Origin of the sequence: Ignavibacterium sp., from assembly GCA_032027145.1 — a bacterium.
GTDB lineage: Bacteria > Bacteroidota > Ignavibacteria > Ignavibacteriales > Ignavibacteriaceae > IGN3.
In genome coordinates this window covers 3,638,240-3,651,183 of the sequence record JAVSMP010000001.1, presented here as the reverse complement: position 1 = coordinate 3,651,183, position 12,944 = coordinate 3,638,240, and the positions used below count along the sequence as shown (strand labels likewise).

General features: G+C 32.1%; 16 protein-coding genes. All 16 read left to right on the top strand.

The genetic code is table 11. The features are described 5' to 3' along the window. The first annotated feature begins 89 nt into the window (after positions 1-89). The 16 genes from rpsB to ROY99_15365 all read left to right on the top strand — a co-directional run bounded on the left by rpsB (position 90) and on the right by ROY99_15365 (position 12,936). Complete coding sequence (gene rpsB, locus ROY99_15440; protein MDT3697768.1) at positions 90-926, top strand: 30S ribosomal protein S2; 837 nt, start codon at positions 90-92, stop codon at positions 924-926. Positions 927-966: 40 nt separating this feature from the next. Continuing rightward, positions 967-1,830 (top strand): translation elongation factor Ts, encoded by an 864-nt coding sequence (tsf, locus tag ROY99_15435; protein ID MDT3697767.1) that lies wholly within the window; start codon positions 967-969, stop codon positions 1,828-1,830. 68 nt (positions 1,831-1,898) lie between these two features. Beyond that, positions 1,899-2,615, top strand: coding sequence for a UMP kinase (gene pyrH, locus ROY99_15430; protein MDT3697766.1), 717 nt, complete (start codon positions 1,899-1,901; stop codon positions 2,613-2,615). 29 nt (positions 2,616-2,644) lie between these two features. Then, positions 2,645-3,199, top strand: a complete 555-nt coding sequence (frr, locus tag ROY99_15425) for a ribosome recycling factor (GenBank protein ID MDT3697765.1) — start codon at positions 2,645-2,647, stop codon at positions 3,197-3,199. Positions 3,200-3,308: 109 nt separating this feature from the next. Continuing rightward, positions 3,309-3,989, top strand: coding sequence for a L,D-transpeptidase (locus tag ROY99_15420; GenBank protein MDT3697764.1), 681 nt, complete (start codon positions 3,309-3,311; stop codon positions 3,987-3,989). Then, complete coding sequence (locus ROY99_15415; GenBank protein ID MDT3697763.1) at positions 3,976-4,590, top strand: hypothetical protein; 615 nt, start codon at positions 3,976-3,978, stop codon at positions 4,588-4,590. The genes ROY99_15420 and ROY99_15415 overlap by 14 nt, the downstream gene beginning before the upstream one ends. A 68-nt stretch (positions 4,591-4,658) precedes the next feature. Continuing rightward, positions 4,659-6,698 carry a BamA/TamA family outer membrane protein gene (locus ROY99_15410; protein ID MDT3697762.1) on the top strand — a complete coding sequence of 680 codons (2,040 nt, stop codon included), beginning with the start codon at positions 4,659-4,661 and terminating at the stop codon, positions 6,696-6,698. A gap of 86 nt (positions 6,699-6,784) precedes the next feature. Next, entirely contained in the window at positions 6,785-7,663 is an 879-nt protein-coding gene (locus ROY99_15405; GenBank protein ID MDT3697761.1) for a YicC/YloC family endoribonuclease, read from the top strand. A 2-nt stretch (positions 7,664-7,665) separates the two neighbouring features. Continuing rightward, a complete protein-coding gene (gene gmk, locus ROY99_15400; protein ID MDT3697760.1) occupies positions 7,666-8,238 on the top strand; it encodes a guanylate kinase in 573 nt (190 codons plus the stop codon). A gap of 5 nt (positions 8,239-8,243) precedes the next feature. Beyond that, complete coding sequence (rpoZ, locus tag ROY99_15395) at positions 8,244-8,534, top strand: DNA-directed RNA polymerase subunit omega (protein ID MDT3697759.1); 291 nt, start codon at positions 8,244-8,246, stop codon at positions 8,532-8,534. 108 nt (positions 8,535-8,642) lie between these two features. Continuing rightward, the gene (locus ROY99_15390) at positions 8,643-9,419 is read left to right on the top strand and encodes a uracil-DNA glycosylase (GenBank protein MDT3697758.1); all 777 of its coding nucleotides are present in this window, start codon (positions 8,643-8,645) and stop codon (positions 9,417-9,419) included. A gap of 107 nt (positions 9,420-9,526) precedes the next feature. Beyond that, positions 9,527-9,952 carry a hypothetical protein gene (locus ROY99_15385; GenBank protein ID MDT3697757.1) on the top strand — a complete coding sequence of 142 codons (426 nt, stop codon included), beginning with the start codon at positions 9,527-9,529 and terminating at the stop codon, positions 9,950-9,952. A gap of 544 nt (positions 9,953-10,496) precedes the next feature. Continuing rightward, positions 10,497-10,907 (top strand): carboxypeptidase-like regulatory domain-containing protein, encoded by a 411-nt coding sequence (locus ROY99_15380; protein ID MDT3697756.1) that lies wholly within the window; start codon positions 10,497-10,499, stop codon positions 10,905-10,907. A 458-nt stretch (positions 10,908-11,365) separates the two neighbouring features. After that, positions 11,366-11,674: a hypothetical protein gene (locus ROY99_15375; GenBank protein MDT3697755.1), complete on the top strand. Its 309-nt coding sequence runs from the start codon at positions 11,366-11,368 to the stop codon at positions 11,672-11,674. 21 nt (positions 11,675-11,695) lie between these two features. Beyond that, positions 11,696-12,115, top strand: a complete 420-nt coding sequence (locus ROY99_15370) for a hypothetical protein (protein ID MDT3697754.1) — start codon at positions 11,696-11,698, stop codon at positions 12,113-12,115. Positions 12,116-12,150: 35 nt separating this feature from the next. After that, entirely contained in the window at positions 12,151-12,936 is a 786-nt protein-coding gene (locus ROY99_15365; GenBank protein ID MDT3697753.1) for a hypothetical protein, read from the top strand. Positions 12,937-12,944 lie beyond the last annotated feature (8 nt).

Sequence of the window (12,944 nt, the reverse complement as noted above, 5' to 3'; positions counted from 1 at the left end):
AATCATACTTTCTGATTTGCCGCCTGTGTCCCACAAAAAAAGGGATGGAAAGGTAAAGTAGAAGAAAGTAGAAGAAAAACAGGAGATATATGAGAAAAGTTGATTTAACTCAGCTTGTAGAAGCTGGTGCGCATTTCGGTCATTTAACCCGCCGATGGAATCCTAAGATGAAGCCATATATTTTTATGGAAAAAAACGGGATTCATATAATTGATCTTAAAAAAACACAAAAATATCTGATTGAAGCTGCTGATGAATTATCAAAGTTTGCTTCTGAAGGTAAAAAAATTCTTTTCGTTGGAACCAAAAAACAAGCTAAAAATGTAATTGAAACAGAAGCCAGAAGAAGTAATCAAAATTGGGTTAGCGAAAGATGGCTTGGTGGTATGCTAACTAATTTTGCTACGATTAGAAAAAGTGTTAAAAGATTGAGTAATATCGAAAAGCAGGAAACTGATGGTACGTTTGATAAGATAACCAAAAAAGAAAGACTTTTTCTGACAAGAGAGAAAGATAAACTGAAAAAAGTTCTTGAGGGTGTTGAGTCAATGAATAAATTGCCCGGAGCTTTATTTATTGTTGATATTAAAAAAGAAGCTATCGCTGTTCAGGAAGCTCATAGATTAAATATTCCTGTATTTGCAATTGTAGATACAAATTGTGATCCGGATGAAGTGGATTATTTAATTCCTGCCAATGATGATGCAGTTAAAACAGTTGAAATAATTACTCAGTTTATGGCTGACGCAGTTATTGAAGGAGAATCGAAGTTTAAAGAAAAGAAAGCCGAAGAAGTTGCAGAAAAAGAGCGTGTAAAGAAAGAAAAAGAAGCTGAAAGAAAGGAAGAAGCAAAGAAAAAATCGGAGTCCAAAGCAAAAAAAGAAGCTAAGGAACAAACAGATACAAACGAAAAAACAGAAGAATAGTATTCTGATAAATTTAATTTTGAAAGGAAGTGAATAATAAATGGCTATTACAGCTGCACAAGTAAATGAACTTAGACAAAAAACCGGTGCTGGTATGATGGATTGTAAAAAAGCACTTACCGAAGCAAACGGTGATTTTGAAAAAGCAATTGAAATCTTGAGAAAAAAAGGTGCATCGGTTGCCAGCAAACGTGCTGAGAAATCTGCTAATGAAGGAATTGTTGTTACAAAGATTTCGGATGATAATAAGAAAGCTGTTATTATTGAAGTGAATTGTGAAACTGATTTTGTTGCAAAAAGTGATGACTTTATAAAATTAGCTAAAGCTGTTCTTGAGTCTGCTTATAGCTCCGAATCTGTTGATGCTAAACAATTATTGGATTCTGATAAAGCTTTAAATGATATGTTAGTTGATGTAATGGGTAAAGTTGGTGAAAAGATAGAAGTATCACGGACTTTGACTGTTAAAGCTGAAAATGGATTAATTGTAGATTATATACATATGGGTTCCAAACTTGGCGTAATTATTAAGTTTGATAATGTACCTGCAAAAAATGATGAGTTGATTGAGCTGGGAAAAAATCTTGCGATGCAGGTTGCTGCTATGAATCCAATGTGTGTTTATAGAGATGAAGTTCCATCTGCCACAATAGAAAAAGAAATAGACATCTATAAAGAGCTTGCAAGAAAAGAAGGTAAACCGGAAAATATTCTTGAAAAAATTGCAACCGGAAAACTGAATAAATTTTTTGCTGAGAATTGTCTGTTTGAACAAACTTATATTAAGGATAGTACCAGCTCAAAAACCATTTCAAATCTTATGGATGATTACAACAAGAAAAATGGTACACAAACTAAAATTAGTATGTTCAAACGCTTCCATCTTGGCGATGAGAATAAATGAATTTGTTCTTAAGGTCTTAAGTTTCTTAAGACCTTTTTTTATATTTAAACGTATTTTTTAGGAGAATAATGAATAAAGTAAAATATAAGAGAGTACTTTTAAAATTGAGCGGCGAATCGTTAGAAGGTGATCAGGGTTTTGGTATATCTTCCGAAGTTCTGGATTTTTTTGCCGAAGAAGTTAAAAAAGTTCATGATGCCGGAGTTCAATTGGGCATTGTTATAGGCGGCGGAAATATTTATCGCGGTTTAAGTGCCAGTAAACAGGGTATCGATAGAGCAACAGGCGATCAAATGGGAATGCTTGCAACAATGATCAATTCACTTGCACTTCAGAATGCTATTGAGAAGAAAGATATACAAACAAGATTGATGAGTGCAATAAAAATGGAAGAAATAGCCGAGCCTTATATCAGAAGACGAGCAATAAGACATCTTGAAAAAGGAAGAGTTGTTATTTTAGGTGCCGGAACCGGTCATCCGTATTTTAGCACTGATACTGCTGCTTCTTTAAGAGCTGTTGAAATTGGTGCCGACATTATTGTAAAAGGAACAAGAGTTGACGGCGTTTATGATTCTGATCCTGAAAAAAACACAGACGCTGTAAAGTTTGAAAAAATTTCTTATCTGGATATTCTTACAAAAGATTTACGTGTTATGGATTTAACGGCGGTCAGTTTATGTCAGGAAAATAATTTGCCTATGATGGTTTTTAATATGGATGTTCCGGGTAACCTGTTAAAACTTGTTATGGGCGAAGCTGTTGGAACTTCTATTAGTAATTAAAAATATTTTTAAATAATAAGTGAGTTGTTATGCATCAAATAATTAAAGACGCAAATAGCAGAATGGATAAAACTATTGAAGCATTGAGATTAGAGCTTGCTAAAGTAAGAACCGGAAAAGCTACAACCGCTCTGCTTGATAGTGTAAAAGTAGATTACTACGGGGTTATGACTCCTATAAATCAGGTTGGCAATATAACTGTACTTGATCCGCATACATTATCAATAACGCCCTGGGATAAGTCGATGGTTCAGGTTATTGATAAAGCAATACTTGAGGCTAACCTTGGATTTAACCCTATAAGCGACGGCACTAATTTGAAAATTCCGATTCCTGCTCTTACTGAAGAGAGGCGAAAAGATTTTGTTAAATTGGTTAAAAAATTTGGTGAAGATTCTAAAGTTGCAATAAGAAATGTCAGACGCGATGCTAATGATCATTTAAAACGTGAAGAAAAAAATAAAAAAATGTCCGAAGATGAATTAAAGAGTTCAGAGGATGAAGTTCAGAAATTAACTGATCAGCATATTAAACAAATAGATGAAATTCTTAAGCATAAAGAAAAAGAAATTTTGGAAGTTTAAGTAGGGAAATACTGATTTTGCCCAACTCCCGATGAGTTGGGTTTTTTTTTGTCATTATATATATGCCTCTTTAATTTATTATTTTGCATGGTATATTTATTTTATTTTGATGGAACCAAACAAAGAAAACAATAATAAAGCTTTACTTGGCATTTTTAAGAGCGTTCTTGTAAGAAATGTCCTGTTAACTATCGGAGCTATTGTTCTGTTTTTTTCGGGAGTTCTTGTTTACGGTGTTATTTTAAATATTCGTGAGATACCTTTAAAGGAAGCTATGTTAAATAAAGGATTCAGAAAATTAGCAGATGTAAACATTGTTGTCGAAAGGAAGAATTATACTTTAAGCGTTTATGAAGATACTGTACTGATAAAATCATATCGGGCAAGTTTTGGAAGAAATCTGACAGATAAGAAAAAAAGATTTAATGATGGCGCTACACCTGTTGGTACATACAAAATCTGCAGCATATCTGATGATAAAAATTATTATAAGTTCGTTAAAATTAATTACCCTAATCTTGATGATGCATCAGATGCTTTAAGAAAATCATTTATTACGCAAAAAGAATTTAACCAGATAAAATTTGAATTTTATTATGAAGAATGTGTCAGTTATAATCAAGTACTGGGCGGGAATGTTGGTATCCAGGGGATTGGAAGATTAAATATTATATTTAAAAATCTGCCCTTTGTTTATAATTGGACCGATGGATCAATTGCATTAAGCAATGAGGATCTTGATGAAATAATTAAAGTAATTAAACCAGGAACACAAATTGTTATCAAATAAAATTTTAAAACCTGTATTTCTGTTTCTACTAACTCTTATTGTGGCATCCTGCTCAGATAAGCAGGAAAAAATTCCAGCAATAAATTATGAAAGTAAAAAAGAAGTACTTGATGTTGTTCAGAGATATTGCAATAGTCAGGCAGCAATTGCTGTAGGCGGTATGTTTGATGAAAGAGGAAAGCAATATATTGCTTATGGAGTTGAATTTGAAAATTCAGAAGAATGGGGAATAAGGTTTTCGTTTGTAGAAAAATCCGGAGAAGAGTTTAATCTGATTTATGAAACTGATTTACTTGAAGGCTCCTTTAAAGAAAGTCTTGTTGATAAAATAAAATTAGTGTCTGATGATTATGATCTTCTTTATTATAATTCGCAGGGATATTTTATGGGAAGCGGCGGCGGTGAGATTTTTTCTTACCTGATAGATATGGAAAAGAAACAGGTTTACTATGCTCATCTTGTAGTTGAATCTACCTCAGCTATTTTTCTTTATATCTCTGATAATACTGAAAGTAAAGAGTTGGTTAATTTCTTTACATTAAGTTTTAAAAAAGATTATCCTGGTTTACAAATAGTTACAGATGATGTTATACTTGATTAGTGTATTACTACATATCCGACTTTTTCTTATAATAAATTAATATGAATTACCGAATAAGTATTTCCCTGATGATCATACTCTTACTAAGCTGCAAGACTGTAATTGCACAGTCTTATTATGACTATGAATTAAAGAAAATAAATTTTTCAGGTAATTCCTTTTTTTCAGAATCCGACCTAAAACAAAATATTGAAAGCAAAGAATCACCAATGTGGTTTTGGATTTTTCTTAATTCATTTACACCCTTTGGAGATGAACCGATATACTTTGATTCTTCAAAGATTTCAATTGATATTATGGCAATCAAAGAGCTTTATCATTCAAATGGATTTTTTTTGACTGAGGTTGAGCATTCATTTAGTCCCGATACATCAGATAAAACAATAACATTAAATTATACAATAAATGAAAACAAACCGTTTTATTATGGCACGATTGATTATGCTGGCTTGAATAAGCTTCCTGATTTTGAAATAGATCTTTTGAACAAAGAACTTATCGAACTGGATACTACTAAGCAGTTTTCAGAAACAGAAATAGAATCAAATATAACTTCGATTAAAAGATTTCTTTCAAACCATGGCTATATTTTTGGAAGTTATGACAGCACTGTTGTGTCAATAGATACTGTGCTTAATAAAACTAATATCAAAATATTTTTTGATCCGCATGACAGATATACAATTAAAGAAACTATTATTAACAAAACCGGCAAATCAATCGAGCAGATAAGTAATAGGCTTATTGGAGAAATTGCTGATCTTAAACCCGGAAAAAATTATGATCAGGCACAGATTGACAGAAGCGAACTGAGATTACTAAAAACAGAATTGTTTTCCTCTCTCGATATAAATCCATTGATTTCCGATACTGTTAACAAAACTATTCCGATTGAAATTAATGCTGTTATAACTTCACTTAATCAATTAGCACCAGAGGTTAAAGCTGATAACGAGTTCAATACATTTAATACAGGTTTGGGTATAAGCTACACACGTAAAAACTTTTTTGGCGATGCAAGAAAGCTGACCATATCAACATCCTTTAGATTATTAGATGTAACAAATTATGATTTTAATAAAATCTTTGATTCAAACCATGGTATTATTGACCTTAACCTGAAAATGGAACAGCCATTTTTGTTTGGCAGTCCAATACTAACATCAACTGAGTTATATTTAAGATCGCAAACAATTCCACAGGATGAAAATGCTTACGGCGGTACACAAAGATTTGATTTTGAAATGCCGTATTATACTTTCGTTACCTTATTACGACCTTTTATCGGATTTGATATTGCTGAAAGAAAAGCAAGATTTGTACCTTTAACAACTTCAAATGAAATATCTATTAAAGTTAGCAGTTTTACTCCCGGTATTGGTATTGAACTGGGCTCTTCTAAAACAGATGATATATTATTTCCGACAAAAGGAAATTTCTTTTTCATTACTCCTGAATTATTTTATTCTCAGACAGAATATCGTATTACTGAATACTTAACTAATAGCGAAGTCAGTTTGAATGATACAGTATCAATCGGCAATACCTATTTTTATAGAATTCAAACAGGGTTTTCATCATATCTTTCAATATCAAACGATAAGATGACAGTGCTTGCCGGTAAAATAAGAATTGGTTATGCACAACCTTTTACTTCTTCACATAATGAAGATTTTTCATCAGAAGAATTAATCCCGCCAAATAAAACTTTTTATGCCGGCGGAAGCAATTCAATTAGAGGATGGAAAGCCCGGGAATTGATTCCAACTAACAAAATAAACTATGCCGGATATACAACTAATACTCAGGATTTTCGCGGAGGCACTACTTGGTTTGAAGGTTCGGTTGAGTTTAGAAAAAAACTTAATGATTTTTTTGGATATGCTGTTTTTGCTGATTATGGTAATACCTGGAACGGCTGGAAAGAAATTCAGATTAATGATATTGCTTTAGCTATCGGACTTGGAATCAGAGTATATACTCCGATTGCACCTTTCAGATTAGATTTTGGAACTAAGTTTTTTGATCCATCGGATAGAAGAATGATATTTAAAAAAAATCTATGGGATAATTTATCAATCCAGTTTGGCATAGGTGAAGCATTTTAAGCATTTTTGTGAATTTTTTAGAAAATCAATTCTTTTATAGGATTCAGTAAATCGCTATCTTTCAACCCCTTTTATTAAAGATTATTATGATTTTAAGTATGACCGGTTACGGTAAAGGCACTGCTTCAAATAGTAAGTGGAGTGTTGATACCGAAGTTAAAAGTATAAACAGCAGATACCTTGAAGTTTTTATTAAATATCCGCCAGTTCTGGCAACAAAAGAATATGAAATCAGGGAATTAGTAAAATCTAAAATTAAAAGAGGTAAGCTCAATCTTAATATTCAGATTAAGAAAAACGGTTTTGAGAATGAAACTGTTTCTTTCAATGAAGAAAAATTAAAAGAATATTTAGCACTTATTAAAAAAATTAAAAAGACAGCTAAATTATCTGATAAGATCAAGCTGGATCATATTCTGACGAGCAAAGAAATATTAATTGCGCCACTTGAAGAGATATCCGAAAAAGAATTTGAAAGTGTAAAAAGCTCATTAAATATTTCACTTGATTCCCTTATAAAGATGAAAAAAGCTGAAGGCAGTGTACTTGAAAAAGATTTGAAGAAAAGAATAAAATCAATCAGCAAATATCTTGCTTCAATTGAAGAACAAGCTGAATCAGAGGTAAGTGAGCATTTTAAAAAGTATAAAGAAAAAATAAAGAACCTGCTTGATGAAAATGCAAAAATTAATAACGAAAGACTTGAGACTGAACTGGCAATGATTGCTGAACGGGCAGATATCACCGAAGAATGTGTGCGGCTGAGAAGTCACATTAAATTTTTTCTCGAAAGTATTACTAAAGATGATGATCCCGGGAGAAAGTTAAATTTTCTATGTCAGGAGATGAATCGGGAAGCAAATACGATTTCAGCCAAAACACTTTCTACATCAATTTCGCACAGTTCGGTTTATATTAAAGAAGAGATAGAGCGAATCAGAGAACAAATACAAAATATTGAATAAAGTTGGAGAAAACAGGAAAGATAATTGCAATCTCATCACCCAGCGGAGGCGGAAAGACCTCGGTTGTAAGACAGGTGTTAAAGAATTTTCCTGAGATTATATTTTCTGTTTCAGTTACTACACGCCCTAAAAGGAAAAATGAAGTTGATGGCGTAGATTATTTTTTTGTTGATGATAAGGAATTTGAACGAAGAATTAAGAATAACGAGTTTATCGAATGGGAAAGATTTTATGATTACTATTACGGTACTTTAAAAAGCTTTGTTGATAATAATATTGCTTCAGGTAAATCAGTACTTTTTGAGGTTGATGTTAAAGGTGCCTTGTCACTAAAAAAGATATATCCTGATAACAGCTGTTTAATTTATATTGATCCGCCTTCTTTTGAAGAATTGGTTAAACGGCTTAAAAACCGTAAAACTGAGAGTGAAGAAGATTTGCAAAAAAGAATTGACAGGGCAAAAATGGAATTGAGTTACAAGACACAATTTGATTATATTTTCATTAATGATGAATTAAATAAAGTTTATAAAAGCGTTGAGAGTTTAATTAAAAAAATATTAAGTAAGGAGTAATAATAATGAACTTATCACCAATTGATTTAAGAGAAATTGATGAGCGGGCAGAAAATGTTTACGAAGCTATTATTGTTGCCGCTAGAAGAGCAAGACAAATAAACTCAGAAAATAAAATCGAGTTTAATGCTCTTCTAAATACAATACCTGTTACAGGCAGCGACGATGAAGCTGAAGATGTAACAAACCCGGCTCAGTTAAAGATGGCTCTTGAATATGAAAAGAGACCAAAACCCCATCTTCAGGCGCTTGATGAATTGCTTGATGGTCAGATTAAATTTAAGTATAAAAAATAAATCCCTGTTTTAACCGGATTATATGTCATCTTGCAGCAGCAGGATGACATTTCTTTTTTTATCAGAGCAAATAGCATTTTATAGTTTTTTTAAATTATTCAATTTCTAATGGATTCAACAAAGAAAAAAATAATCGAAGCACTCAAAGATCAGCAGGACATTTTTGGTGACGATCTGTTTGATGAATCTGTAATTGAAAATAAAACTGTCAAACCTTCTCAACACCCCAAAGAATATAATCTGCCTGAAAAAAAAGTTACCGTAGTTAAAGAACCTGTTAAAAACCCAGCTCAACTTTTTGACAAAGCTAAATCTGATTGGGAAGACGCTGAGTCGCTTGAACAATTAAATAATATGATATGTAATTGTACTAAGTGCGACTTGCATAAAGGGAGAACAAATTTTGTTTTTGGCTCTGGAAATCCAAATGCCAAAGTAATGGTGATTGGCGAAGGACCCGGTGCTGAAGAGGATAAACAAGGACTGCCTTTCGTTGGAAGAGCCGGACAGCTTTTAACCGATATTCTTAAAGCGATCAAATTCAGCAGAGAAGAAGTTTATATTGGCAACATTGTAAAATGCCGTCCGCCGAATAACCGCGCACCGCTGCCTGATGAAATGGATGCCTGCATACCATATTTAAATAAACAGATTGAATTGATTAAACCAAAACTGATTTTATGTTTGGGTTTAACTGCGGCAAAAGGTCTGTTGAGGAAAAAGGAAAGTTTAACTGCTTTGCGCGGACAGATTTTTGATTATAACGGAATTAAAGTAATGGTTACTTTCCATCCCGCTGCTTTATTGCGTAATCCTAACTGGAAAAAAGACTGCTGGGCTGATGTTCAGAAATTCAGAAAACTTTATGATGAGACAATTAATTAAAATTACTTTTTTTTACGGTAATACTTTGTCCAATAATTGTACAGCCTCAATCTGATTCAATAAATTATAATGATAATGATTTAAGATTCAATCCAAGATTTACCGGAGTGCAGGCAGAAGCTGTATCTTTTCTTGTAGTAAATGAAATAGGCGGACTTGCTGATTTTGATTTATATTCATCTGCAAATAAATATTATAATTTAGGTGTTAGATTTAGTTTTGAATATTCTAAAATACTCAGTTTAGATGCAGGCGGCGGCGGTTCAAGTGAAGCTGTTTCCAATTATAATATTTATGCAAAACACACAGTAAAGGGATCTGTTTTTTGGTTTAGTTTTTTAGTTGGGGCATCAGTTCAAAAACAAAAAGATTACAATGAAACTGTAACTCATTTTGTTCCCAGAGCAGGATTTGAATTAAGATATAATTTAACAGACTATGAAATTGCAGTTTTATTTAAAGGTGCAAAATCATTCATAGAAAAGACAGGATATTTGGGCATTGGATTTTCTTTAGGATTTCACCTGTTATAAAAAACTGAACATAAAGTTTTAAGTCTATTGAAGTAAGTTTTATTTGCCCAAAGTGAATTATTATAATCAGAGTTTTTCTTGAGTTTGAGTTCTAAATTGTTTAGTTTTCTTCCGCACTTATGTTAACCCTCCAGCATTTACTGGCGTGATATCGGAGTGGGGGTCTTGTTATATGATGGGTGATGCTTAGACAAGATGAAACCGGTGTTAATATTAGATACAGTTCTTGTAAAATCTTATTACATAAAAATAATATTTTGATCAAAAGCTTCAGGCTCTACGCATTAACAAGTGAGCGAAATCGCTGATAGGTATTAGTTAGCGCTCTAATTTTGTTAAACAATTTATTGAGGTGTTGTTTTTTGTTAAGGATTTTGTTCTAAGTGTTCTTATTTATTTAATTAACTTACAAACTGCACTTGCGAAAGCAAGTTAAGTGCAGTTTGCTAAATCTTTGGTGTAGCCTATTTAATCTGCATCGCTGTTCTTGGCGGCGGGTTATCGGCAAAGCCGTTAGGTTGAAGAAATAATTTCATTCTAAGAGATGATCAAATTTTATTTATTCATAATAACATCAAGCTTATTATTTTTATCAAGTTGTGCAAATAATTCTGAAGCAGTTTTACTTTATTCTGGTAAGCTTGATGTAAATCTTGATGATTACTCAGTAATATTTGGAAGGGTTGTTTATAAAGACACTAACGAACCGCTTATTAATGCTAATATAATTATTGATTCAGCTTTGATCGGAACTGTAACAGATTCTAATGGAAATTATAAAATTTCAAAAATACTACCTGGCACTTATAATATTAAAGCTTCTTATATAGGATTTGATAATGCAATACTATTTAATATTAAAATTGAGGAAGGACATCAATATTTAATTGATTTCTTTTTACAAGAAGGATCATTTGGTCCTTTAATAAATGAGCAAAAAGGAATATCTCTTTAATTTTTTTATATGTTCAGCCTAACCAGCGCCTGCTAATGAACTCATTCTTGTAGTTGAGGAGTAAGAGTGAGTCCGAAGCGTTTGGCTTGTTTATGTAAATAATTTAACTGTCGTTCTTTGATTTTCCGTTCGTATTGTTTGATGTTGTGCAAATATAAAAATTATCCGCCTAAGGCTGAGTAGATAAGCGAATGCTTGCTAATTAACGATTGATTATCAATTGTAATTGTTCTAAGTTTACAATTAATTGATATTGCAATGGATTATGCAAGAACATTGAAAACAGTAATGGGTGTAAAAAGTCCGATAGATAACTTAATTTAGATTAGGTTTATAGCAAGCATAGAAATGAGTTTTTACAAAATAAATAAACAATTTGCCGGTAGATATCATTCCAAACAAATGTTGTAATCGGCGGGTTAATTAATAGTTAGGCAACAAAATTAGAAAGGTATAATATGAGCATATTAGATTTCTTCAAAAAGAAAAATTCAGTATCTCTAAACTCAAAAATGTTCGGTGGTGGCGATGGTTCTACAGAACAAAACGCAGTAATAATTAACGCTTCAAGTTCTTTAGTTGGAATTCCTGCTGAATATGAATTTATCCAATCGAAATTTGGGGCAAAGGGACGTGATTGGGAATTGGAACAACAAATGCAATATGATAAAAATTCAAGAAGCTATGATATAATGGAAATTAAACTTTCAAACGGAATCTCTAAGAAAATATTTTTTGACATCACTAACTTTTATGGCAAATTTTAATAAAAAAAATGGAGTATAATTATGAGTTGGTTCGATAGTGAAAAAACAAAAATTCGAAAAAGTCATATCATTAATTTAATGACATTGGCTATATCTGATGGACACATAGACAAGCGTGAACAAGATTTGTTATTTGACATTGCTTCTCGTTGGGGGCTTTCTCCAAATGAATTTCAAGATTTACTAAAAAACCCCCATAAAGTTAAATTTACTCCCCCAACAAATAATCAAGATAGGGCTTATCAGCTCCTTGATTTAGTCTTTATGATGATGATAGATGAAAAGATTAGAGAAAGCGAAATGGATTTATGTAAAACATTAGCCCCAAGTTTAGGCTATCCTCCTTCAATTGTTGATAAGTTAGTTAAAATTGTTGTAGATAGTATTAATCAAAATGTTGAAAGAGATATTCTTGCTCAAAAAATTGCAGCTATGAATTAAGAAAATTATATAAACATAAAGGAAGGGCTTTTCTTATGTTTGGTTTTAATAAAAGCAAAGAAGTAAAAAAATATTGTGAGCGCTGTGGTGATTCAGTTATTTCACCATACTACTCGGTAATATTTTCTATAATTTATTCTATTGATGCGACAAACTTTCAGATCTCTAAAGTAGATAGAAATAACCAAATCGCAATTTTATCAAACGGTCAACGCCTAGAATATACCTTTGAAGTTGAACCAAATCTTTTTGCTTATGCAGAAAATGCAACAGAACATCTCCTTTGCTCCGAAAGTTGTGAAGATAAATTTTTGCAAGAATATTCATCTGTTTTCGTTCGTGGTCAACATCCGCTTTATAATTTCAAGCAAATGAATGTATTTAATCCTATAGCGATTCCTTCTAACCGAATTGGTGGAGAGAATCGTAAATGTGAGTATTGCAATCAACAATATAAGAGCAATGGTAGAAACTGGACTAAAATCCCAGTTATAAGCACTACAAAGATAAATGGTAATTTTAATCAACGCCCAAATATTAATCTGATGAAGTACAAACTTGTTTTAAGCGGTCTTTCCCAAAAGCAACAAAACGGTGATTGGTATGGCTACGAAACAGCTAATGACAAAGCAAAAAAAGTAAATTATTGTTCTTATGATTGTGCTTATGAAGTTGTAAAAAATGAAAATGTATTTATCCTAGTTAATAGTATTATGGATAAAGAAAGACTTGGTGCAATCGTAAAGGAGACAGAGATTTTTAATAAAATGCTTGGAAACCCTATTCATAGACCTTCATTTTTCCAACCGATACCATCATAAAAATCTGG

Excerpts from the sequence above, each read along its gene's own strand:
- tsf (MDT3697767.1), top strand. The coding sequence starts at position 967 with ATGGCTATTACAGCTGCACAAGTAAATGAACTTAGACAAAAAACCGGT.
- ROY99_15420 (MDT3697764.1), top strand. The coding sequence starts at position 3,309 with ATGGAACCAAACAAAGAAAACAATAATAAAGCTTTACTTGGCATTTTT.
- ROY99_15365 (MDT3697753.1), top strand. The coding sequence starts at position 12,151 with ATGTTTGGTTTTAATAAAAGCAAAGAAGTAAAAAAATATTGTGAGCGC.
- ROY99_15370 (MDT3697754.1), top strand. The coding sequence starts at position 11,696 with ATGAGTTGGTTCGATAGTGAAAAAACAAAAATTCGAAAAAGTCATATC.
- frr (MDT3697765.1), top strand. The coding sequence starts at position 2,645 with ATGCATCAAATAATTAAAGACGCAAATAGCAGAATGGATAAAACTATT.
- ROY99_15375 (MDT3697755.1), top strand. The coding sequence starts at position 11,366 with ATGAGCATATTAGATTTCTTCAAAAAGAAAAATTCAGTATCTCTAAAC.
- pyrH (MDT3697766.1), top strand. The coding sequence starts at position 1,899 with ATGAATAAAGTAAAATATAAGAGAGTACTTTTAAAATTGAGCGGCGAA.
- rpoZ (MDT3697759.1), top strand. The coding sequence starts at position 8,244 with ATGAACTTATCACCAATTGATTTAAGAGAAATTGATGAGCGGGCAGAA.
- rpsB (MDT3697768.1), top strand. The coding sequence starts at position 90 with ATGAGAAAAGTTGATTTAACTCAGCTTGTAGAAGCTGGTGCGCATTTC.
- ROY99_15380 (MDT3697756.1), top strand. The coding sequence starts at position 10,497 with ATGATCAAATTTTATTTATTCATAATAACATCAAGCTTATTATTTTTA.
- ROY99_15405 (MDT3697761.1), top strand. The coding sequence starts at position 6,785 with ATGATTTTAAGTATGACCGGTTACGGTAAAGGCACTGCTTCAAATAGT.
- ROY99_15410 (MDT3697762.1), top strand. The coding sequence starts at position 4,659 with ATGATCATACTCTTACTAAGCTGCAAGACTGTAATTGCACAGTCTTAT.
- ROY99_15390 (MDT3697758.1), top strand. The coding sequence starts at position 8,643 with ATGGATTCAACAAAGAAAAAAATAATCGAAGCACTCAAAGATCAGCAG.